General features: G+C 62.8%; 23 protein-coding genes. 9 read left to right on the forward strand and 14 right to left on the reverse strand.

Going from position 1 to position 22,306, the window contains the following annotated elements:
* Positions 1-17: 17 nt before the first annotated feature.
* A complete protein-coding gene (locus AC1DSF_RS26150) occupies positions 18-782 on the reverse strand; it encodes an SDR family oxidoreductase (protein ID WP_478125317.1) in 765 nt (254 codons plus the stop codon).
* Positions 783-972: 190 nt separating this feature from the next.
* On the opposite strand from AC1DSF_RS26150, the gene AC1DSF_RS26155 reads away from it, so the two are divergent.
* The 4 genes from AC1DSF_RS26155 (at position 973) to AC1DSF_RS26170 (ending at position 6,888) form a co-directional block, all read left to right on the forward strand.
* Positions 973-3,759 carry an ATP-binding protein gene (locus AC1DSF_RS26155; RefSeq protein ID WP_478125316.1) on the forward strand — a complete coding sequence of 929 codons (2,787 nt, stop codon included), beginning with the start codon at positions 973-975 and terminating at the stop codon, positions 3,757-3,759.
* Positions 3,760-3,936: 177 nt separating this feature from the next.
* A complete protein-coding gene (locus AC1DSF_RS26160) occupies positions 3,937-4,674 on the forward strand; it encodes a response regulator transcription factor (protein WP_478125315.1) in 738 nt (245 codons plus the stop codon).
* Positions 4,675-4,719: 45 nt separating this feature from the next.
* Complete coding sequence (locus AC1DSF_RS26165) at positions 4,720-6,078, forward strand: alpha/beta fold hydrolase (RefSeq protein WP_478125314.1); 1,359 nt, start codon at positions 4,720-4,722, stop codon at positions 6,076-6,078.
* A gap of 18 nt (positions 6,079-6,096) precedes the next feature.
* Positions 6,097-6,888 carry an SDR family NAD(P)-dependent oxidoreductase gene (locus AC1DSF_RS26170; RefSeq protein ID WP_478125313.1) on the forward strand — a complete coding sequence of 264 codons (792 nt, stop codon included), beginning with the start codon at positions 6,097-6,099 and terminating at the stop codon, positions 6,886-6,888.
* Between the two features lie 3 nt (positions 6,889-6,891).
* On the opposite strand, the gene AC1DSF_RS26175 is transcribed toward AC1DSF_RS26170, so the two are convergent.
* Together AC1DSF_RS26175 and AC1DSF_RS26180 are read right to left on the reverse strand one after the other, a co-directional pair.
* Positions 6,892-7,323, reverse strand: coding sequence for a glycine zipper 2TM domain-containing protein (locus AC1DSF_RS26175; protein ID WP_478125312.1), 432 nt, complete (start codon positions 7,321-7,323; stop codon positions 6,892-6,894).
* A 98-nt stretch (positions 7,324-7,421) separates the two neighbouring features.
* Entirely contained in the window at positions 7,422-8,297 is an 876-nt protein-coding gene (locus AC1DSF_RS26180; protein ID WP_478125311.1) for an RNA polymerase sigma-70 factor, read from the reverse strand.
* Positions 8,298-8,425: 128 nt separating this feature from the next.
* Here AC1DSF_RS26180 and AC1DSF_RS26185 point away from each other — a divergent pair, with 128 nt between their 5' ends.
* Together AC1DSF_RS26185 and AC1DSF_RS26190 are read left to right on the forward strand one after the other, a co-directional pair.
* Positions 8,426-9,319, forward strand: a complete 894-nt coding sequence (locus AC1DSF_RS26185) for an SDR family oxidoreductase (RefSeq protein WP_478125310.1) — start codon at positions 8,426-8,428, stop codon at positions 9,317-9,319.
* On the forward strand, positions 9,316-9,708 hold the full coding sequence (locus tag AC1DSF_RS26190; protein ID WP_478125309.1) for a nuclear transport factor 2 family protein: 393 nt from the start codon (positions 9,316-9,318) through the stop codon (positions 9,706-9,708). The genes AC1DSF_RS26185 and AC1DSF_RS26190 overlap by 4 nt, the downstream gene beginning before the upstream one ends.
* Positions 9,709-9,725: 17 nt before the next feature.
* Here AC1DSF_RS26190 and AC1DSF_RS26195 read toward each other — a convergent pair whose 3' ends face one another.
* Positions 9,726-10,676 carry a LysR family transcriptional regulator gene (locus tag AC1DSF_RS26195; RefSeq protein WP_478125308.1) on the reverse strand — a complete coding sequence of 317 codons (951 nt, stop codon included), beginning with the start codon at positions 10,674-10,676 and terminating at the stop codon, positions 9,726-9,728.
* Positions 10,677-10,730: 54 nt separating this feature from the next.
* On the opposite strand from AC1DSF_RS26195, the gene AC1DSF_RS26200 reads away from it, so the two are divergent.
* Positions 10,731-11,168 carry a GlcG/HbpS family heme-binding protein gene (locus tag AC1DSF_RS26200; RefSeq protein ID WP_478125307.1) on the forward strand — a complete coding sequence of 146 codons (438 nt, stop codon included), beginning with the start codon at positions 10,731-10,733 and terminating at the stop codon, positions 11,166-11,168.
* Between the two features lie 46 nt (positions 11,169-11,214).
* Here AC1DSF_RS26200 and AC1DSF_RS26205 read toward each other — a convergent pair whose 3' ends face one another.
* The 6 genes from AC1DSF_RS26205 to AC1DSF_RS26230 are packed head-to-tail and all read right to left on the reverse strand — an operon-like array spanning position 11,215 to position 17,310.
* Positions 11,215-12,291 (reverse strand): tartrate dehydrogenase, encoded by a 1,077-nt coding sequence (locus AC1DSF_RS26205; protein ID WP_478125306.1) that lies wholly within the window; start codon positions 12,289-12,291, stop codon positions 11,215-11,217.
* Positions 12,292-12,315: 24 nt separating this feature from the next.
* Positions 12,316-13,278 carry a PDR/VanB family oxidoreductase gene (locus AC1DSF_RS26210; protein ID WP_478125305.1) on the reverse strand — a complete coding sequence of 321 codons (963 nt, stop codon included), beginning with the start codon at positions 13,276-13,278 and terminating at the stop codon, positions 12,316-12,318.
* Entirely contained in the window at positions 13,275-14,123 is an 849-nt protein-coding gene (locus AC1DSF_RS26215) for a fumarylacetoacetate hydrolase family protein (RefSeq protein WP_478183701.1), read from the reverse strand. Before AC1DSF_RS26215 ends, AC1DSF_RS26210 begins: the two co-directional genes overlap by 4 nt.
* Positions 14,124-14,151: 28 nt before the next feature.
* The gene (locus tag AC1DSF_RS26220; RefSeq protein ID WP_478125303.1) at positions 14,152-15,135 is read right to left on the reverse strand and encodes a Bug family tripartite tricarboxylate transporter substrate binding protein; all 984 of its coding nucleotides are present in this window, start codon (positions 15,133-15,135) and stop codon (positions 14,152-14,154) included.
* Positions 15,136-15,159: 24 nt separating this feature from the next.
* Positions 15,160-16,494 (reverse strand): Rieske 2Fe-2S domain-containing protein, encoded by a 1,335-nt coding sequence (locus tag AC1DSF_RS26225; protein ID WP_478183702.1) that lies wholly within the window; start codon positions 16,492-16,494, stop codon positions 15,160-15,162.
* Positions 16,495-16,503: 9 nt separating this feature from the next.
* Positions 16,504-17,310 (reverse strand): hydroxypyruvate isomerase family protein, encoded by an 807-nt coding sequence (locus AC1DSF_RS26230; protein ID WP_478183703.1) that lies wholly within the window; start codon positions 17,308-17,310, stop codon positions 16,504-16,506.
* Positions 17,311-17,397: 87 nt separating this feature from the next.
* Between AC1DSF_RS26230 and AC1DSF_RS26235 the strand changes: the two genes are divergently transcribed.
* Entirely contained in the window at positions 17,398-18,303 is a 906-nt protein-coding gene (locus AC1DSF_RS26235; protein WP_478125300.1) for a LysR substrate-binding domain-containing protein, read from the forward strand.
* An 85-nt stretch (positions 18,304-18,388) separates the two neighbouring features.
* On the opposite strand, the gene AC1DSF_RS26240 is transcribed toward AC1DSF_RS26235, so the two are convergent.
* On the reverse strand, positions 18,389-18,775 hold the full coding sequence (locus AC1DSF_RS26240) for a carboxymuconolactone decarboxylase family protein (RefSeq protein WP_478125299.1): 387 nt from the start codon (positions 18,773-18,775) through the stop codon (positions 18,389-18,391).
* Between the two features lie 162 nt (positions 18,776-18,937).
* Between AC1DSF_RS26240 and AC1DSF_RS26245 the strand changes: the two genes are divergently transcribed.
* Positions 18,938-19,807, forward strand: coding sequence for a LysR family transcriptional regulator (locus AC1DSF_RS26245; protein WP_478125298.1), 870 nt, complete (start codon positions 18,938-18,940; stop codon positions 19,805-19,807).
* A 54-nt stretch (positions 19,808-19,861) separates the two neighbouring features.
* Here the strand turns inward: AC1DSF_RS26245 and AC1DSF_RS26250 are convergent, their stop codons facing one another.
* The 3 genes from AC1DSF_RS26250 to AC1DSF_RS26260 form a co-directional block, all read right to left on the reverse strand.
* Positions 19,862-20,299, reverse strand: a complete 438-nt coding sequence (locus AC1DSF_RS26250; RefSeq protein WP_478145222.1) for a VOC family protein — start codon at positions 20,297-20,299, stop codon at positions 19,862-19,864.
* A gap of 63 nt (positions 20,300-20,362) precedes the next feature.
* The gene (locus tag AC1DSF_RS26255; protein ID WP_478125296.1) at positions 20,363-20,950 is read right to left on the reverse strand and encodes a hypothetical protein; all 588 of its coding nucleotides are present in this window, start codon (positions 20,948-20,950) and stop codon (positions 20,363-20,365) included.
* 81 nt (positions 20,951-21,031) lie between these two features.
* Positions 21,032-21,382: a hypothetical protein gene (locus tag AC1DSF_RS26260; RefSeq protein ID WP_478125295.1), complete on the reverse strand. Its 351-nt coding sequence runs from the start codon at positions 21,380-21,382 to the stop codon at positions 21,032-21,034.
* Positions 21,383-22,306: the final 924 nt, after the last annotated feature.

Genomic DNA, 22,306 nt, shown 5'->3' on the forward strand with positions numbered 1-22,306 from the left:
GGGGATCAGGTGCGGGATCAAGTGCGAGTAATCGACGCACCACCATCCACCAGCGAGGCCGTGCCGGTGACGAACGAGGAGTCGTCGGACGCCAGGTAGAGCACCGTGCGCGCAATCTCCTGGGGACTCGCAATGCGTTTGAGCGCGTGCAGGTTCGTGATGAAAGCCGTCTTCTCCAGGGTGTCGTTCATCTCGCGATACATGTCGGTGTCGACCGCGCCCGGAAGAATGGCGTTCACTCGCACAGACTTCGGTCCGAACTCCGCCGCCAGGGTTTGGGTCAGGCCGATGAGCCCCGCCTTGCTCGCCGCGTAGGCAGCGACCCCCGGAAATGCAAAGGTGTGGCCGACGAAAGTCGAGGTGAAGATGACGGAGCCTCCGCCATTTCGGAGCATCTGCGCGATCTGGTGCTTCGCGCCCAGGAACGAACCCGTCAGGTTGACGGCCAGCGTGTGGGTCCAGCCTGCCTCGGAAACTTCCGTGCTCGGACCAGACTCGCCGAGCGTCCCGGCATTGTTGAACGCAGCGTCGAGGCGGCCGTACCGCGAGACCGCGAGCTCCACCAGGCCCTTGGCATAGCTTTCGTCCCGCACATCGCCTGCCAAAGTGACCGCGGAGCCTCCGGCCGCCGCGATCTCCGATGCGAGCGCGATCAGCTCAGTCTCGCGTCGAGCACCCAGCACCAGTTTGGCGCCTTCACGCGCGAAGAGCAGCGCCGTTGCCCAGCCAATGCCGGCGCTCGCCCCCGTGATGACCACGACCTTCCCGTCCATTCGCTTCATGGCCTACTCCCCAGCAAGTTTCCGCACTGCCGCATGAACATGATTTGCTCCTTGGGTATGGGTGCGGAAAGTTTCGCCGAAGCACAGCCGGCCGCCATCTTCCGATCGGAAGAGGGGCCTGTGTACCCGGCTGGCGGCCCCAGTTCGCGGGCTTTACACTGCCGACGCACGACAACCCTGAAGCGCGCTCATGACGTTGCCATCCCAGCCGGCTCCCTGTGATTTCGCTTTCGGCCGATACCGCGTGCTGAAGGACAAGCGCAGCCTGCTCGACGGCGACACTCCGGTGCGAATCGGCAGCAGGGCCTTCGATCTCCTGACGACGCTCATCGAGCGAGCCGGCGAGGTCGTCAGCCGCCGCGACCTGGAAGCGGGCGCCTGGCCAGGTTCGGTGGTCGAGGAAACGAGCCTGCGCGTTCACATGTCTGCGCTGCGCCGCGCAATTGGCGACGGACTGGACGGCGTCCGCTACATCGAGAACATTCCTGGCCGGGGCTACTGCTTTGTCGGAACCCTGGTGCGCGGGGAGCCGGTGCAAGCGGCTGCGCCGGTCGGCACCCGAGCGCAAGCGCCCTTGCCTCGCACCAAGCGAATGATCGGAAGATCAGACGCGCTCGCCACTCTCAAGGAGGCGCTCGATGCGCACCGCCTGCTGACCATCGCCGGCCCAGGGGGCATCGGGAAGACGACGCTGGCACTTGCCCTGGCCGACGCGTGCGCATCCGATTTTCGGGAGGGCGTGGTATTCGTCGACCTCACGCCCGTGGCGGATGGCAGCCTCGTGGCCGCCACGCTGGCGAGCGCGCTGGAGCTTCCGGCGACGCCCCAGGAACCGCTCGCCTCGTTGCTGCAATCGCTCGCTTCGATGGATGTCCTGGTCGTGCTGGACAACTGCGAACACGTCATCGAGGCTGCGGCGAGTCTTGCGGACGGCCTGCTCGCAGGCACCGGGATCACCATCCTTGCCACGAGCCGCGAACCGCTGGACGTGGAAGGAGAACGGACCTACCGGCTCGCGCCGCTCGGACTGCCTCCGGTCGACAATCCGCTCGACCGGGATGGGGCGATGCGGTTCCCAGCCGTCGAGTTGTTCGTTGAACGAGCTTCCATCGGGGGATTGCCTTTCGTGCTGACCGATGACAACGTCCGCGACGTCTGCTCGCTCACGCATCAGCTGGACGGCCTGCCGCTGGCGGTCGAGCTTGTCGCCGCACGGGTCGCGAGTCTGGGCGTGGTGGAACTCAAGTCGCGTGTCGGCGACCACCTCTCGCTTCTGTTTCGAGGCCGTCGCACGGCAGCCCCGCGGCATCAGACGCTCGCGGCCATGCTGGACTGGAGCTATCAGTTGCTCTCCACGCCTGAGCAGATCGTGCTGCGTCGCTTGTCGGTCTTTCGGAGCGCGTTCGACCTGAAAGCAGCGGCCGGCGTCGCGAGCGGCGACCGCATCACGGCCGAGGACGTGCTGCAGGCACTCGTGAGCCTGACCAGCAAATCGCTGATCAGCGTCGACGTGCAAAGCGGGCTCGCGAGCTACCGGCTGCTCGACACGACCCGATCGTTTGCGATGCAGAAAATGCGCGAAGCAGAGCCCGTGGACCCCGTATTCAGGCGCCATGCGCTGGAGATGCACGGCAAGCTGGTCGCTGCGGACGCGGGCCGCGACGGGATGCTTCGCGCGACGTCACTGGTCGCGCACGGTGGTCACATCGAGGATGTCCGCGCCGCGCTGGACTGGTGCTTTTCGGAGGGAGGCGAGCTGCAGATCGGCATCGAGATCATGGCAATCGCCATGCCGCTGCATGAACTCGGGGTGCTTGCCGAACAGGTCGATCGCATCGAGCGGGCGCTCAATCACCTTCGCCTCCTGAACCCGCCGCGACCCGATCTCGAACTGCGCCTGAACCTCGTGCTGGCGTGGCCCAGCGTCGAGCCCGGCTGGCGCGGACAGCGGACGCTCGCCATCCTTTCGCGCGCCTCCCAGCTTGCCCAAGGAATGGCGGATTCGACATCGCGAATCCTCGCGCTGTACAGCACGTGGCTGGGCAGCTTCGTCACGGGTGACTACGTCTCCGCCACAGCGGCTGCCGAGTCCGCTCTGGATGTGGCGAGCAAGTCCGAAGACGAGGCGGGCGTCGTGCTGTCGGAGCGGCTTCTCGCGCAGTGCCGCCACTTCATGGGGGACCATCAGGCATCTCGCCAGTACGCCGAACGGACGCTCGCCCGCGACGAACACAGCATGCGGCCGGAGTATCCGAGCATCGTGCCGCGCCAGGTCTCGATGCGGATCCTGCTGACACGAATGCTTTGGCTCGAGGGCCGCCCCGATAGCGCGATGCGCACCGTCGAGGAATGCCTCGCGGTGGCCGGTGACGCCCATCACCATGCGCTTTTGCAGACGCTGGCGATGGCTGCGATTCCGCTGGCGTTCTGGCGTGGCGAATTCGACCGTGCCGAGCATCTTGTCGTCCGTTTGGCCACGACCTCGCGCAAGAGCAATTCGCCGTACTGGGAGTCGTGGGCACATTCGTTCGAAGCGGTACTGGAGGCCGAGAACGACCGCCAGAGCGAGGCGATGCGCATGCCCTTCGTACAGACCCTCAACGCGAAAGAGCTGGACTGCATCGCCAGCGTGGCGAGCCGGTGGCATCACTCCGTCAGCCTGGAGCGCGCGAGCTCGGGCTTGTGCGGCTGGTGCGCTCCCGAGGTGATGCGCAAGCGGGGCGAGTACATGCTGCAACGCGGGGAACCCGGCGCGGTCGAGGCAGCGGAACGCGAATTCAGGCGCTCCATGGACCTCGCCCGTCGCCAAGGCGCACTGGCGTGGGAACTCAGGGGTGCCATGAGCCTTGCCCGCTCCTGGATCCGACAGGGCAGATTCCTGGAAGCGCGCGAGATGGTTGCGCCTTTGTACGGTCGCTTCGAGGAAGGGCTCGACACACCCGACCTGCGCGCGGCCCGGGATATCGTGTCAGCCTAGAGCCCGTGCGCGCGAGCGCGGCTCGCTTCGCGGAAATTCGCGGCAATTCACGCCGCTACGTTTTTCTTGCAGAGACTTCTCACGACTTCACTGGTCACCGCCGGCTCTTGCGACCATTCTTCGGACTCAGCAGAGCGCGCCAATGCATGGAGCGGCTTGATCAAAGGAGTCATGCGGATGAACAGAAAAATCTTCGTCGATGTTTCGCACGTCGATCCCGTCGTCGCGGTCGGCTTGAGCGGTGCGTTGCACTTGCAGGCTGACTTCAGCGTTTCGGAACGCAGTCCAGACGAGCCTCGCCGAACGGAATCGGCGCACGTGGTGGTCACGGACTATGACGCCGGCCTCGAGCTCGTCACGGGCCTGCATCAGAGGTCCACCGGAGCCGCCCCGCTTCCAGCCGTGCTCGTGGTGACACAGCGGCAAAAGGAATGGGAAATACGCCGCGCATTGCAGGCGGGGGTGCGGGGATACCTGTTGATCGGATGCGCCATCGATGAGCTGAACACCGCGGTGCGATCGCTCAGCACCGGCGTGCGCCATATCGGCGCCGTCGCAGCACGCCGCCTCGCCGACAGCGTTGCGCGGGAAGCCATGACCTCCCGTGAGGAAGAGGTGCTTCGGCTCCTTGTCGAGGGACTTGGCAACAAGGTCATCGCACGGGAAATGGGCATCGGGGTCGGCACGGTGAAGTCTCACCTGCGCTCGATCTACGGAAAGCTCGACGCGACCAGCCGAACCGAAGCAGTGACGGTGGCAGAACGCCGGGGACTGCTCGATCGCGCGGCGCAGCCGGCGCCGGCGACGCAGGCCATCGGGCGCGTGATCAGGCCGCTGGCAACCGTTCCTCGCCATCTGCCTGGCACGGGCACGAGCCCCCGGGTTTTCGCCGGATGGGCGGCGGCGGGCTCATAGGCGGCGAGGCACCGATCAACCAACCACACAACCTGGAGAAATAGCATGCGACTCAAACCCAAAGAGCATCTGTCACCTTTCCATTGGATTCGTTGGGGCCTTTTGCTTCTGCTCACGCTCACGGGCTATGCCCTCCCCGTCTCGGCGGCAGTCCAACCTTACCCAAAGACCTTCCGGATGCAGCAGATGGCCGTCAGTGGCGGCACGCAGTACGTGCGGGTCGGTGGCACCGGCCCCGCCGTCGTGCTCCTGCATGGCTTCGGGGACACTGGCGACATGTGGCAGCCGCTTGCGGTCGCACTCGCCAAGACGCATACGGTCGTCGTGCCCGATCTTCGTGGCATGGGGCTGTCATCGCACCCCGAGGACGGTTACACGAAGGCATCCCAGGCTCGCGACCTGATCGGGATGCTCGATCGTCTTCAGATCGGCGACTTCACGCTCGTGACTCATGACATCGGCAACATGGTGGGCTACGCCGTCGCTGCGCAGAATCCCGCGCGCGTGAATGCGTGGGCCATCATGGACGCGCCGCTGCCAGGCATGGGAAGCTGGGACAAGCAACTGACCAATCCCAAGGTCTGGCACTTCAACTTCCGCGGGCCAGACGTCGAACGCCTCGTCGCGGGCCGCGAACGCATCCTGCTGGACAGGTTCTACAACGAGCTTTCAGCGAATCCCGCGGGCATCGACGAACAGACACGCCGCCACTACGCAAACCTCTATGCGAGACCGGGGGCCATCCACAACGCATTCGGCGGCCAGTTCGCCGCATTCGCGACTGACGCAACGGACAACCAGGCACAGTTCGCCAAGACGGGAAAGTTGACGATGCCTGTCCTGGCGATTGGCGGCGATCACTCTTACGGCGCATCGATGGCGCCAGAGCTGGAAAGCGTGGCAACGAATGTGCGAGGCGCCGTCATCGCCAACTCCGGCCACTGGATCATGGAAGAGCAGCCGGAGCAGGCGCTCGCAATCCTCATCCCCTTCATTGAATCGGCACCCGTGCGGACAGCGCAGGTGCGGCTCACGTCGAAGGACATCGATGGATTGCCCGCCTCCACCGCGGGAACCGGGACATCGGGTGTCGCCGGCGTCTCCACACGGCTCTTGTATGGCGATCCGGCCAAGCCCGGCCTGTACAGTGTCGAACTGTCGGTGGCCCCCAACACGGTGATCGAGGCTCACCGCCACCGGGACGCACGTACCGCCACCGTCGTCTCAGGACTTTGGCATTTCGGCTATGGCGCTGCCAACGACGCGGCTTCCGAAGTGTCCTTGCCCGCGGGCAGCTTCTATACGGAGCCCGGGGGCGTCGCGCATTTCGCCACCACGGGTCCGGAGGGCGCGGTGGTCGTGATCACTGGATATGGGCCCTCCGACACCACCTACGAAAAGTAGGCTCAAAGGATGTAAATCATGGACATGCAACTCACAGGCAAGCTCGCACTGGTGTCCGGCAGCACCGCGGGCATCGGCCACGCCATCGCCGCCGGCCTCGCTGCGGAAGGCGCGCGCGTCATCGTGAACGGGCGAACGCAGGCGGCCGTCGATGAAGCTGTCGGCCGCATCGTCGCGGGAGATGGAGGCTCGGTTCAGGGCTTCGCCGGCGATCTGAGCAAGCGAGCCATCGCCGAAGACCTCGTGGGCAAGTTCCCCGGCATCGAGATCCTGGTGAACAACCTGGGCATCTTCGAACCCAAGCCCTTCGAGGACATTCCGGACGAAGACTGGATCCGCTTTTTCGACGTCAACGTGCTCAGCGGCGTTCGTCTGGCTCGCCTTTGCCTGCCGGCCATGCGAAAGGCCGACTGGGGCCGGATCATCTTCATCTCCAGCGAAAGCGCCGTGCAGATTCCGGCCGAGATGATTCACTACGGCATGACGAAGACCGCCCAGCTCGCGGTTGCCCGAGGCTTGGCCGAATCCCTCGCCGGCACCCGGATCACGGTGAACAGCGTTCTGCCCGGCCCCACCAAGTCCCGAGGCGTCGACGACTTCGTGGGCGCACTCGCCAAAGCCGGCAACCAGACCTTCGAAGAATTCGAGAAGGACTTCTTCGAGAAGGCGCGGCCCACCTCGTTGATCAAGCGCTTCGAGACGACGGCCGAGATCGCGTCCATGGTCACTTACATCGCGAGCCCGCTTTCATCCGGGACGACGGGCGCTGCGCTCAGGGTGGATGGGGGCTGCACGAAGAGCGTGGTGTGAGCGTCAGTTCCTCAGGATCGTGTTTCCCTTGACCGTCACCGGCTGGCCGACGGCAAACGAAATGCCGGAGTCAATCGTGCGCAGCGACCCGTCCTGCATCCGAACGTTGACCCTGAAGACAGTGTGCGTGTTGCGGTTTCTTTCGACCGCGTTGCCGGCCATGGCACCACCGGCGGCGCCTGCAACGGTGGCGAGCGTCCGCCCCCTGCCGCTGCCGACCTGATTGCCGACCACGCCGCCCACCACGCCACCGGCCACCGCGCCGAGCCCGGAGGCGGATGCGGAGGCCTGCACAGGGCTTACCGATTCGACGGTGCCACAGACGGAGCAGGTGCCTGCAGTGGTCTGGCCATGCGCCAAGCTCGCCATGCTGGCCATTGCCGCGAGCAGGCAGGCGGCTGCCCATCGCCCTTGGAAACTGAAACTCGATGCCATGAATCCTCCGTTCATCTTCAATGTCAATGCGTTGCCGTCCGGAATCCTGCACCAGGGTCGCCACGCACGCAAGCGCATCGAAGAGGAGCGAAGTGGACTCACGTCAACTCGGCCGCCTCACGCATCTTTGCGGGATTCGCCACGATGCTGATTGACGCGATCCGGTCATCGTTCGTCTCGAACGCCAGCACCGAATGCAGTGTGCCGTTGAAGAACCGAAGCAGCCCCAGTTCGCCATTGACGCGCACCGGACGATAGTCGAGGCGCGCGTCATGGGCGGAAGCTTGACGGGCAATCACGTGGAAGAGCCGGGCGATGCGTTCTGCGCCTTGCAAGGGCTTCAGCACGACGCGTGCCTTGCCGCCACCGTCTGCCACAACCTGGGCGTCGCTGGAGAGCAGCGCAACGATGCGCCCGACGTCGCCGCTCGTCGTCGCCGACACGAACTGCTCCACCAGCCAGCGATGCTGCGCGGGCGATGCTCCAAAGCGTCCGCGCGGTTCGCCCAAGCGTTGCCTCGCCCGATACATCAACTGGCGGCATGCGCCCTCGCTGCGTTGAAGGGCCTCGGCGATCTCGGTGTAGTTGAAGTCGAACACCTCGTGAAGCAGGAATGAAGCGCGTTCATCCGGGCTCAACCGCTCGAGGGTCAACAGAAAGGCGATGGACAAGTGCTGTGCCTTCTCCAGTTCGGTCTCTGGCGAGGCGAGGTCCGCCACGATCGGCTCCGTCAGCCACGGCCCGACGTAGGACTCGCGTTCCACTTTCAAGGTCCGCAGGCGATCGATGCACCAGCGCGTCGCCACGCTCACCAGCCACGCTTCCGGCGAGCGCACGCTGCTGGTTTCGGCTTCGAGCCACTTGAGGTAGACCTCCTGCACGGCGTCTTCCGCCTCCTGCCGTGTTCCCAACATCCGATAAGCGATACCGAACAGGCGCGGCCGCAGGTTCAAGAAAGCTTGGGTATCCGCCATCGCGTGACAAGTGAGAAGCGAGAAGTGAGAACAGTCGTGGGAGGCGAACCGGCACACGGTGGTGACGAAACCGGACCCTCAAACGTCTTGTATAGCGAGTCGATCAACCATTGACGTTGGAAGGAAATATGCTTGAACACACCAGCACAGATGAACAACGCGTTCTCGTCACAGGCGGTACCGGGCATCTCGGTCGCGACATCGTGGGCCAACTGCTGGCCCGGGGCAAACGGGTGCGAGTCCTGGCCAGGCTGCCGGGCCGCGACGCGCGCGTCGAATGGGCCCGCGGCGACCTCGCCACCGGGGCCGGCCTGAGCGAAGCGCTTGAAGGCGTGACCACGGTCATCAACGCTGCAACCTTCTCCCCGATCGCCCAGCGCGGCCGGATCCGGCTGGTGGACCTCTTCGCCACGCCTTCAGCGGTGGACGTGGACGGAACGGGCCGGCTGCTGCGCGAATGCCGCAACGCCAGGGTGCAGCATTTTCTGCACGTGTCCATCGTCGGGCTCAGCGAGGCTGCTTCGCTGCCTTACAGCAAGGTAAAACTGCAAGGCGAAACGCTGGTCCGAGAATCGGATGTTTCCTGGTCCGTGGTGCGCGCCGGACCGTTCTACTACCTGCTTGCACGTCTCTTCGCCAGCATGCGGTGGATGCCTTGGTGGATCCTCCCAAACGTTGTCGTCGATGCGGTGGACACCGCCGATGTCGCGTCGTATCTCGTCGATTGCGTCGGCGACGGCAGGCGCGGTATGCGTGACGAGATCGGCGGGCCCGCAGCACTGCCGCTCCCGGTTCTTGCCCGCCAGTATCTGCAAGCGCGCCGCCTGAAGAAGCGCGTGATCGGCTTCGATGTCGCTCCACAGACGGCGGTCCGGCTGGGCTTTGCCGAAGCGCACGGCCGCAAGGGGACCACCGCCTGGCATGAATGGCTCGCCGCCAACATCGACGAACCCAAAGGCACCGTCAGGCGTGTGGCAAAGCCTGCAACCGCATTCACTCACGATGAAAGGGGCGCAAATTGACTGCTACCAACCCACTCGACGCGTGGCATCGCATGGTCGTTACGCAAGACCCGAGCGGTCTGCGAGATCTGCTCGCCGATGACGTGGTGTTCCACTCTCCCATCGTTCACTCGCCGCAACGCGGCAGGGAACTTGCAGCGCGTTACCTGGAGGCCGCGCTGCACGCTTTCTTCAATCCGACCTTCCACGTCGTTCGCAAGCTCTTCGGCGACAGGGATGCGATGCTTGAGTTCGAGAGCGGCATCGACGGCGTGACCGTCAACGCGGTGGACATCGTCAGATGGAATGACGCCGGCCAGATCGTCGACTTCAAGGTGATGGTCAGGCCACTGAAGGCCATCGGCGTGGTGCAGCAGAAGATGACCGCGAGGCTCGAGGCAGGCAAGTGAGACTTGCCGCGCATGCTTCAAACCAGCGCCGCGGAACTCTCCTGGATCAGTTGCCCAAGCAGGTCCACCATCAACCTGACACGCGGCGAACGACGAACGTCGGGGTGCACGACGCACCATATCTCTCGCAGCAAGGGGCGCTCCAGGCCTGGTGGGCCTGGTGGGCGTGGCACTTCGATCAGGCCGTTGTCCGGCCTTGCGATGAAAGTGGGGAGCATCGCAAGCCCCATGCCGGCTCGGCACGCCTGGTGGACCGCCGCAAGATCGTTGCTTCGCAGGACGAAGGGTCGGTCCCCGGCAATGCGCGCAAGCAACTGCTGGTGAGGCACTTCGCTCATCGGCTCGCCATAGCCAATGAAGGTCCATTCCGACTCGGCCCGGGCGAGCCACGCCGGCGTCGCATAGAGCCGAAAGCTCAATTCTCCCAACTTGCGTGCGGCCAAGCCGGGTTCGTCAGGCCGCATGAAGCGAAGCGAAACGTCGGCTTCGCGCCGGTGGAGATTGGCCGTTCGAGCCTCGCCGACGAGATCCAGCTCGATCCCCTTCCAGCGGTCGGCGCAGCGTGACAGGTGAGGCACGAGGAACTGGCTCGCGAACACCGGCGGGGCGGATATCCGGACTGTTCCTTCAAGGCTCGTGGCCGCCGCGGCTGCCCGGGTGAACGCCAAGGCTTCGTGCTCCAGACGCTCCGCCGGAGCGATGAGCGCTTCGCCTTCGCTCGTCAACGTCCAGCTCCTCTGAAGCCGGTCGAACAAGCGCACGCCGAGACTCGCCTCCAGTGCACCGACACGCCGCGCGACCGTGGAGTGCTCGACATTCAATGTTCGCGCGGCGCCGGACAAGCTCCCTTCGCGAGCCACCGCCAGGAAGAAGCGAACGTCGTCCAATGCAGACGCCGTCTGCGCCGAGGAAATGCGTTGATCGGGTGATTTGTGCACAGCAGATGCGAAGGAATAGGGAATAGGCATGAGGTCGTCCCGTCCCTAGCATCGCGCGCTTCATTCACTTGCACGGATCTCGACATGACCTCGGTTTCACACATCATTCCATACGGCCCGCCCCTGTCGCTCGACACTGCGCGGATGATCGCCGCCGCCGCAGAGGCCGAAGCGAAGGCCAACGGCTGGCCCATGGTCATTGCGGTCATGGACAGCGGCGCCAATCTCGTCGTCTTGCACAAGATGGATCAAGCCCAGACCGGCAGCGTCACCATTGCGCAGGCAAAGGCGGAAAGCGCCGTGCGCTTCAAGCGCCCGACCAAGGTGTTCGAGGAAGCATTGACCGCCGGCGGCATCAATCTCAGGCTATTGGCTACGCAGGGTGCATGCCCGCTCGAAGGCGGACTGCCGCTGATGTCGGGAGGCCAGTTGGTGGGAGCGATCGGTGTTTCCGGCATGCAGTCGACGCAAGACGCGCAGGTTGCCGACGCAGGGGCCAAGGCGATGGCGGACGCTGGTTGATTCGCCAGGCGCTGGAGCAGCCGGTCGCCTTCTGCACCGCCTGTTCTTAGATCAACGCCGCAATCGCTTGTCCGAGTTCCTTGGTGCTCGCGTTGCCTCCAAGATCTGCCGTGCGTGGTCCTTCACGAAGTACATGCTCGATAGCACTCAGGATCGCGTCGTGTGCTTCACGCTCGCCGAGGAAATCCAGCATCAAAGCGGCCGACCAGATCATCGCGATCGGATTGGCTACGCCCTTTCCGTAAATGTCCGGAGCGGAGCCGTGCACAGGTTCGAAAAGAGAGGGAAAGCTTCGCTCGGGATTCAGGTTGGCTGACGGTGCCAGGCCGATGGTGCCAGTGCACGCGGGCCCCAGGTCCGAAAGGATGTCGCCGAACAAGTTGCTTGCCACAACCACATCGAATCGCTGCGGCTGCAGCACGAAGCGCGCAGTGAGGATGTCGATGTGCTGTTTGTCGACCTGAACCTCCGGGTAGTCCGCCCCGACTGCATCGGCGCGGCCGTCCCACCACGGCATGCTGATTGCGATCCCGTTGCTCTTGGTAGCCACGGTCAGCCGCTTGCGAGGCCGTGACTGGGCCAGTTCGTAGGCATACCTGAGCACACGGTCGGCTCCAAAGCGGCTCATCACGGTCTCCTGAACCACGATTTCGCGCTCGGTGCCGGCATACATCACACCGCCGAGGTTGGTGTACTCGCCCTCCGTGTTCTCGCGCACGATGTAGATGTCGATATCGCCTACCTTGCGGCCGGCCAGAGGGCACGGCACACCATCGAACAATCGTGCCGGTCGGAGATTGATGTATTGATCGAACTCACGTCGGAACTTCAGAAGAGACCCCCACAACGAGACGTGGTCCGGAACCGTATCGGGCCAGCCGACAGCACCGAACAGGATGGCATCCTGCGTTTCGAGCTGGGCTTTCCAGTCGGGCGGCATCATGTCGCCATGGCGCTGGTAGTAGTCGCAGCTGGCCCATTCGATGTGCGTGAACTGCAGATCGAGGTCGAACCGGCTCGCAATCTTTTCGAGCACGCGATGACCCTCGGGCATCACTTCCCTGCCGATGCCGTCACCGGGGATGCTGGCGATCTTGAGCGTTCTGCGATGAGTCTTGGTCATGGGCGAGTCTCTCGAATCCGGAAATCAAAGGTCAAGGGTCAAGCTGTCGCTGCACGCACGCGAGCAGCACGGAAGAAACTGGTTGTTCAGGGTTCGCTCCTCGGGAGTGAGAAACATGTCCCGATGATCTGGAACGCCTTCGAGTACGTCCGTCAGGCACGTGCCGCATACGCCCTGCTCGCAGGATGTCGGCACGACGATTCCGATCCGGGCAAGCGCGCTCAAGGCGGTCTCAGTGGCGGCGACTGTCACGCGCTTTCCTGTTCGCGCAGCCAGGATTTCAAATGCCGCTTTCTTGCTGTTGTCCGGTGCAGCGACCGGCTGGAAGTGCTCGAAATGCACCCGGTCCTCGCCCCACCCCAAGTCGCGGGCCGTATCGAGAACATGCTTCATGAAGCCACTCGGTCCGCATACATACAGATGCGCACCGTCAGGCGCCTCGCTCAAGGCTGCACGGCAGTCGAACTTCGTCCCGGCTTCGTCATCGAGGTGCAAGGACACCGAGCTTGAAAACGGTGCGCCTAGAAGCTCTTCGGCAAACGCCATTCTGGCTCGCGATCGCGCGCAATAGTGCAAGGCGAACCGCGACCCCGCAGCCGCAAGCTCGGCCGACATGGCCATGAGCGGCGTGATGCCGATGCCGCCCGCAATCAGAAGAGCAAAGGGCGAAGGCTGCAATTGAAAGTGGTTTCGAGGGGCGCTGATCTTGAAGCATTGGCCCTCGTTCAAACGCTCGTGCACCTTGATCGAACCACCGCGAGAATCGATTGCGCGCAGCACAGCGATCTTGTATTTGAAGCGCTCGGACGGGTGGTTGAGCAGAGAGTACTGCCGCACCAGTCCGTCCAGGTGCACGTCGATATGCGCACCTGGCTCGAACGGCGGAAGCGCGCCACCCGAGGGGCGCTCCAGTTCGAGCGCACAGATGTCCTCGGCAACCAGGTTCCGTCGCGCGACGCGAACATCCAGAAGCGACGAGTTGCTCATTCCGCTTGCACAGGGTTGATCAACGTGCCAACGCCCTCGACCTCGACCTCCACGCGGTCACCCGGCCGCATGAACAGGGGCGGCTGGCGTTTGAAGCCGACGCCTCCGGGTGTGCCCGTGACAATGACGTCACCCGGCACCAGCGCGGTAAAGGTCGAGATGTAGCTGATCAGCCGCGGAATCGGAAAGATCAGTTGTGCGGTTGTCGCGTGCTGCACCACCGTTCCGTTCAGGCGGGTGGTCAGACTGAGCTCCTGACCGTCGCCGATTTCGCCGCGCGTCACGAGCCATGGGCCGAACGCGCCAGTGTCAGGAAAGTTCTTTCCGGGAGTCCATTGCGTCGTGTGCGATTGCCAGTCGCGAATCGAACCGTCGTTGTAGGGCGCGTAGCCCGCCACGTGCTTCCAAGCCGCGCTCTCATCGATCCGTCGGCCGCCCTTGCCGATGACAACGGCGATCTCTCCTTCGTAGTCGAGCGAAGTCGACTCTCTGGGGAGGACGATCGGCTGCTGGTGCCCGAGTTGCGACGAGGTCACGCGCAGGAATACCGTTGGTTGCGTGGTCGTCTCCCGTTTGGCTTCGATTCGGTGCTCGTCGTAGTTCAAACCTATGCAGAAGATTCGAGGCGCATCGGGAACCACAGGCAGGTACTCGATTTGATCGAGAGGGATGGTCGCGGGGCGGGATCTCGCGAGGTCCTCGATCTCACTCAGGCTCATCTTGGCCAGGGCGCTTCGAAGCGTCGGAAAGCGCCCGTTCGCAGCTGCCTGCAGGTCGACGATACGCTGGTCGAAGATGGCACCCCAGCTCGAGGCGCCTCCATGGAAATAGCTCAGAAGCTTCATATGAACTCGGTTGGACTTGCTGATTGCGTCAATCGACGGTGATGCCTGCCGACTTCACGATCTTTCCCCACTTGTCGTATTCGGAGAGAAAGAAGCGCTTGAATTGATCGGGCGTTCCACCCGCCACGGAGGCGCCTTGAGACGAGAGGACGTCGCGAAGGTCTTTCTCCTTCAGCGCCGCTTTCGTCGCGTTGGAAAGGGTGTCGATGATGGGCTGAGGCGTGTTCGCTGGCGCAAGCAATCCGAACCATGTGCCCGCCTCGAACCCTTCGATGCCCGCCTCTTGCATGGTCGGGACCTGTGGGAATTGGGGCGAACGCTCTGTGGACGTGATCGCGACTGCGCGCAGCTTTCCAGCCTTCACCAACGGCGCCGAAGTCGAGAAGACGTCGAACATGACATCGATCTGGCCGGCCACCAAGTCCACCAATGCGGGTCCGCTTCCCTTGTAAGGCACGTGGACCATGTCGACGTGGGCGAGACTCTTGAAGTATTCGCCTGCGAGGTGCGCCGCACTGCCGTTGCCAAACGAGCCGTACGTCACCTTGCCCGGGTGAGCCTTGGCCTCCCGCACCAGGTCGTCGACCTTGGTGATCTTCAGCGCGGGGTTCACGACCAGCAGAAGCGGTTGGGTTGCCACCAGCGTGATCGGCTCGAAACCCTTCACGGGCTCGTACGCGAGTCTGGGGTAGGTATGGGGGGTCACCGTGAGGGGCCCGGCCGCGCTGAACAGCAGCGTGTAGCCGTCCGCCGGAGCCTTTGCCACGTATTCGTGTCCGATGCTTCCTCCTGCACCAGCCCGGTTCTCGACCACGATGGGCTGTCCGAGCCGCTCGGTCAGCGACTTCGCCAGCAGGCGCGCGGTCGCATCGGTCGAGCCGCCGGCGGCGTACGGAACAATCAGCTTGATGGGCTTGGCCGGGTAGTTCTGGGCGAATGCGCCAGTTGCTCCGATCAAGGCGCAGGCGGCAAGCGCCAAGGCACGCCGCCAGCGGAAATAGGTCGAAATCATCGTGGAGTCTCCTGTCGATTCTGTTTACTTCGCGGTCGCGAGATTGCCGGCCGCCTTTTCGGGGGCGATCCGCCCGACTGGGTCGCCAAAGCGCTCCAGCATGACTTGCTCGAAGGACACGCCTTCCGAGGCAAACCAGCTGCCCGAACGCAGCCTGTAGGCCTCATGGTTCATCGGAGCCTTGGGCTCGATCCCGGCTGCAAGCGCCTTGGCCGCAGTCAGGACCGTTCGGCGGAATCGCACCACTGCGGCGTCCGAGGCGGAAAGATGCTCCTGCGTCCGGTCCGCGATCCGTCCTTGACTGTCCTGGATCATGGCGTCCTGTTCAGCAACGCCGCGAACACCCGTGAAGCTGATGTGCTTTTGTTGGTGCCGGTCGATCAGGTATTCGTTCGATCGATTACGGATCGGGATGAAATTCGCATCGACCTCCGCAACAACGCCATGTCCGCTGCCGAACTTGCTGACCTCGTCCTCCGTGAGTGGCCGGTCGGGATTCCAGGCATAGGTGTAGATCCAGCAGTTCTCATCGTCGATCGGCACCCAGGTGTAGCCGAAGTGAGTTTCGCCCGGCAGCGTTGAAGGTGTGGTGCTGTGTGAAGGCACCGCGTACTGCGCGCTGCGCCAGTAGCGAACACCGTCGTCGGCGCGTCGAGCTCCTCCGACCACGAAGCCAACCTCGTGTTCGAGGATGGAAAACTTCGGCAATGGATCCTCGCGTATCCAGCGCAGGCGCTTCTCGTCCGCTGGCGCATCCGGATTTGCGTTGGAGGGAACGCCCGGTGCCGGCATATGCAGAAACGAGAAGTGGGAGGTGTCCAACGCACCTTCGATGGACTGTGCCCAGTTGCACTCCTGGAGCTTCTTCGTCACGAACCGGTGCGACGCCGGCAACGCGCCAAATTCAAGGCGCGGCACTTCCGGCAGCGTTCTCTCCCAAGGATCGGGACCCATGTAGGCCCAGACGATGTCACCGTATTCGCGCGTCGGATAGGCCTTCAGGCGGAGAGACTCGTGATAGCTCGCGTCAGGAGGCACATTCGGAAGCTCCATCGGTCGGCCCTGCACATCAAACTGCCAGCCATGGAACACGCAGCGAATGGCGCAGTTCTCGTTGCGGCCAAAGTACAGGTCGGCGCCCCGGTGCGGGCATTTGGAGGCAACAAGGCCCACCACCCCCTCACTGTTCCGAAAGGCCACCAGCCGCTCACCCATGATGTTGACGCGCATTGGCGCACCATCGCGCTCGGGCAACTCGCGCGAAAGCGCAATGGGCTGCCAGAAGCGACGGAAGAACTGTCCCATCGGCGTGTCTGCGCCAGTGCGGGTCAGCATCTCGTTGTCGGAAGCACTCAGCATGTTTGTCTCCTATGCGGTTGCGATGGAATGCCGGGGGTCTCGAATGCCGTATGGCGCACCCCAGGCGATCGTGTCCAGGGTCTCGCGCGAGGGTGCGTACTCGCAGCCGACCCAGCCCTTCCAACCCAGCTCTTCAATGAGGTCGAAGAGGTAGGGGAAGTGGATTTCGCCGGTACCGGGCTCGTGCCGCCCAGGCACGTTCCCGACCTGGATATGTCCGATGTGGGGCCAGGCCGCGCGCATCCGGTCGGCAATGGACCCCTCCTCCATCTGGATGTGGAAGGTGTCGAAGCAAAGCTTCACGTTGGCACGCCCAAGGGCCTTGACGACTTCGACGCCCTCGTCGATGCGGTGGTACAGGAAATCGGGAAACCGGGCGCGACAGCATGGCTCGAGAATCAGCGTCAAGCCATGCGAGCTCGCTTGGTCCGCCGCCCAGGCGATGTTCTCCAGGAACAGGTCCATGCAGCGCGCCCGATCCAGTTCGGGGCCCATGTTGCCCGGCATGACGTGAATCATCGGGCCGCCCACCTGCGTCGCGTAGTCGATCGCGGCATGAATGCTGGACCTGAAATCCTTCTCTCTTCCAGGCAGCGCGGCAAGCCCGCGTTCTCCGCCGTTCCAGTCGAAAGGCGAGAGGATCTGAACCATCGAAAGCCCGTTGGCGCCAAGGCGCGCAGCGATCTCCTTCGCCGGATATTCGTACGGAAAGGCGACTTCGACGCCCTTGAATCCAGCCTTCGCCGCAGACTCGTACCGTTCGAGCATCGGCACTTCCGTGAACAGCCAGCGCAGATTGGGATCGAATCGCAACATCGTGAGGTCTCCTTGTTGCGGCCAATCGTAGGATTGCCTTATTGTTGAGGCAAGCCAGCAATTTTTAGCGGGCGTTGAGTTTTTCTCATGAATATTGGCAACGTTTCATTGCGCCAGGTCCGCGCATTCGTCGCTGTGGCGGACGCTGGAGGATTTGCTGCCGCCGCACGCAAGCTGCACCTCACGCCTTCGGCGCTGAGTCTCCTCATCAAGGAGCTCGAGTCAAACATCGAAGTGCGCCTCTTTGACCGGAGCACACGCACTACGGAGCTGTCGATCGCGGGCACCGAGTTCTATCCGCTAGCCCGCAAGGTGCTGACTGACCTTGAGCAGGCGCTGGTCAGCACCCAGGACTTGCAGCAAAAGCGGCGAGGGACGGTGCGCGTCGCATGCACTCCGCTCTATGCTGCCGCCACCCTTCCTGAAGTGCTCCGTCGATACCGGGAGAGATTTCCGGCGGTGACGGTTTACGTCCTCGACTCATTGAACCAGCAAGCGCTCGCGCGTGTAGCCAGTGGCGAGGCCGATTTCGGAGTCGCCCCTCAGCGGCAGGCCGCACCCGAGCTCATGCAGCAAAGCCTCATGCAGGATCGGGTGTGGATGGTCTGTCGACCCGACCATCCTCTTGCTGTGCACAAGCGGGTGAATTGGGCGCAGACCCTCAAGTACCCTTTTGTGAGCCTCACACCTGACTTCACCCGGCGCTTGCAAGCGGACTTGTTCCAGCACTCTTCCGCACTGGTGCTCAATCCAGCCCTGGAAGTGTCATTCATCACCACTGCGCTGGGGATGGTTCAAAGCGGATTCGGGATCACGGCTCAGCCTAGTCGCTCCCTTTCGCTGCTGCCCGCATTCGGCCTCGTCGCGCGTCCCCTGATTTCCCCAGTGGTGGATCGCCACTTGTCTCTCTTTTTCCTGAAAGGCAGAGACCTTTCGCCCGCGGCGGACAGCCTTCGTACATTTCTACTGGAGAACCTGGGTGAGCCGGCATGACCAGGCCCGCACGGAGAGGTCGTCGTCCCACAAGTCCGCAGACATGCGGGAGTCCGGCGTGAGCGTCGTTCATGACGGTGTGACTTCAGGTCAGTGGAAGCTCAATTTCAGCTTCTGCGAAAACTTCGCGCACGACAGACAGCCCGTTGAGCGCTGCCGGAAATCCCGCGTAGACCGCCATCTGCATCACAACTTCGACGATTTCTGCAGGCTTGCAGCCAACGTGCAATGCTGCATGCACATGCACACGGAGTTGGGGCTGCACATGACCCAGTGCGCACAGCGCCGCGACCGTCGCCAGCTCACGTTCGCGCAAGCCCAGGCCTTCTCGTGCGTAGATGTCGCCGAACGGAAATTCGAGCACATAGCGCGCGAAATCCGGAAATGACTTTGCGAGCGTCTGAACCGCATCCAGGCCCGCTGGGCCATCCACTGCGGTCAGCATGCGTGAACCGCGTTCGTACCGGTTCATTGCGCACCTCCTCTTTGATGTCGCCGAAAATTGTCAGTTGCTGTGGCATGGCGGAAAAACATCATGAAGTCCTCTGAAAAAATTGATGACGTTCACTCTAGAGGTGACGCCGGGAACGTGGAATGACCAAGTTCGTGATACCTTTTTGATATGTCGAGTCTTTTGGATTCCCGTGCACTGGCGCTATTCCTTGCCGTCGCAGACGCACTGAGCTTTCGCCAGGCAGCTGAGACGCTTCACCTCTCCCAGCCGCCGCTGAGTCGGGCGATTCGCGAGCTCGAGGAACGATTGGGAATTCGGCTTTTCGACCGGACCACGAAGGGCGTCAACCTCACGGACGCCGGGCAGAGACTGCTGCCCTATGCGCGCAAAATCGGGAGGTTGCTCCGCGAGGCAGAAGCGGAGCTCGCGACTCAGAACTTGCCGGCAATCCTGAGGCTTGGCCTTACTAGCGCAGCGGAGCCGACCTGGTTCCGTGGACTGGCAGAACGAATTCAAGCAACTCACCCGGGAACTGTCGTATCAATCCTGTCCGATACCTCACCGCGGCTCGTACGCCGTCTTCATGGTGGGAAACTCGATGCGGCCTTCGTCGCATTGCCTACAGATGTGCAGGGGTTGAATGTCTTGGAATTCGACCGCCTTCCGATGGTGGTAGCGATGCAGTCTTCCAATCGCTTGGCCAAGCGAAAGGCGGTTCGTCTGGCAGACCTGGCGGGTGAATCGGTCTTCTGGTTTGAGCGGGCGCGACAGCCCGCTTTCTACGACCACTGCCAGAAGGTCTTCTCCCGGCATGGCTTCGCCCCCTCAAAGCTCAGGGAGCCTACGGACCATCACGTCTTGTTGGGTGAAGTGGCCAGCGGGCGTGGTGTGGCGCTACTGCCCAAGTCTTTCACTGGATTGAGACGGGCGGGCGTCGTCTACAGGTCTTTGGTCGAGGGCGAAGAACTGGCTGTCGGCATCGGGCTTGTTACGCGCGGGGACCGGCAAGGAATACGCGACATACTGACCGCAGCGGCCCTGGTTTGCTGACCCTCGCCACGGGACCAGGCGCTCGCGCAGGGACCCACTCTCTCGGGAGATCTGCTAGCCGAGTTGCTGCGCGAGCCCAATGAGAATGCCTTCGGGCCCGCGGATATAGCAGAGCCGATAAATGTCCTGATACTGGACGACTTCGCCGACGAGCGTCGCGCCGCGGCCAACGAGCCGGGCCAGCGTATCGTCGATGTCCTCCACGGCGAACATGATGCGGAGGTAGCCGAGAGCGTTCACTGGGGCGCTGCGATGGTCTGCGACCACAGACGGCGCGACGAAGCGGGACAACTCCAGCCGGCTATGGCCATCGGGCGTACGCATCATGGCAATCTCGACGCGCATACCGCGCAATCCAGTCACGCCATCTGCCCAGTCCCCTTCGATCGGGGCGCGCCCCTCAAGTTCGAGACCCAGTTCAATGAAGAACTCAACGGCCGCATCGAGGTCTTCCACGACGATGCCGAGGTTGTCCATGCGCTTGACCGTCATTCATGTCTCCTTGGGATCTAATCAGTTGCGTGCGAGGCTGCGGCCCTCCGAGATCGCCAGCGGCTAACAATTGCTCCTGTCATTCTTGAGTCGCCCTTGAAGGAACTTGCCAAGACCACCCTTAAGCTCGGTTCTTTCAAAGAGCCTGCCTTGGAATTGGAAATCTCGATCAATACGGATGATGAGCAACTGCTCAAAGTTTCCTTGACTCTTGACGAGTACACGATCGCTGCCCTTCTCAGGCGAGATGGTCTTCACCTCGACAAGCTTGCCCGCGATCGTGCCATCAGAGCCCGGCGAGTGCGTTGCGTGGCGGCGAAGCCCAAACTTGATCTCAGCGTAGATTTCTCCCAGTTCGCCCCAGACCTGCAAGTATCTGCCCGTGTTCTCGAAGTGGCGTGCCGCGCAGTCGACTAAGTCTTGGAAGATCTCTGTTTGCTCTAGGACGCTGAACGGAAAACCCTCTCTGCTCTGAAAAGGCTCAATTGAGTAGGCGTCATCTTCTGACTCATTTTCAAGTTGAGCGTCGATCCATTCGGTGCTTACGTACTCCCACTGCCAAGGAGCTACGCCAGAGCCGGCAGCATCGGCAATTTCCTCTGCGCTATAGCCACGCTCGTTCATTTCATAGAGAAAGTCCCAATCGCCCATGATTCCTCCCATGCTCAACCAGTTGTCGATAGCGCTCCGACGCGCCTGAGCCGCCAACGTCCGGAGTTGGCCCAACGTGTGTCACTCGATGTACCGGATGAATCCCGGCCCCGGCGCTCTCTCCGGCACTTCGTCAAGCTTCCGCGCGTTTGCGTAGAAGATGTCGAACCGAGGAGCGTTGCTCCAGATCTCATATGGAGGCGCGCTTTGCGCAACGGCCACGATGTCAGCCTCCCAGGCCATCTCGTAGCTTTCGGACGAGCCGCCTTGCAAGGCCTTGAAAGCAACCACGATTGTGCTGACGGTCTTTTGCCGGTCTTTGGAGAACGGCTGGCAGAACGCTATGCCTGCATTCGTCTCCACCCATTGCCCTTCCCATTCATAACGCTGTGGCAGGTTTTCTGGTTGGCGCGTGAATAGGGCTAGTTTCATAGGTATTCGTGCAATGAGAAGGTCTGAAGATCAAGAGTTCGTCGGCAATTTTTTGATGACTCTGCATTGCGGATTCTGCCGACTAAGTAGTACCGGAGCAAAAGTTCGACCAACGCTCGCGCGCGAAAGCGCAATCCAAGGGGCCCGTCCCTGCGAGCAGCGTCTACGTCTTCGGCAGTTTGGCGCTCGCATCTCAACCGAATCTGTAGCTCGCGCGGCGCGACAACAGACTTCATCCACCACTTTTGAAGATGCCAATGACTCTGCGCTGAAGGCCGCGCAAGTGCCGCCGATATACTCCCCGCGATCACGTGAAGGCGTGATCGGGTTTAGCAGCCCATTGCCATCTTTGCGACGCAACTTCGGAGGCCATTCAATGGCACACCCCACTTGCGCGCTCGCGCGCTCTCCAGACGCACCCTCAACTCATCGCACCGGTCCGCCCACGCAAGCTGCGGCTGCCCTGGACAATTTGCAAGAGGCATATCACGCCGCCTCATGCCTGCGCTGTCTACTCGTGCAAGTGGAGAACGTGCGCGAAAGCCATCGCTGCTTCACCCGCACCGAACTGGCTGCATTGCATGCAGTCGTAGATTCGGAAGTCGAACGCCGGTGGCAGATCGTCCACACGGCGGCCCATTCCACACCAGCCCCATCGTGATCCATGCGCAGCCTCTCACCATCAGCGACGGAGAGACAGCGCCAGAGACGCCCAGACCCGCCGAACACCCAAAGAGCCCGGTATGCTGTGCGGGCTGTGCGACCCTTCTGCGCCGCCGAAGCGCGCAGACTCAGGCGGATCAGGGCCGCGTGTGTCTGAGCGCAGCGAGTTTCACGCGGACCCCGCCTGAGTCGAGCACTGCAGGGAAGCCCGAAGGGCCGGCGCAGCGGGGTCGCACAGCCCGCACCGCATACCGGGCGGCC

It is taken from the genome of Variovorax sp. 01N429, from assembly GCF_056399425.1.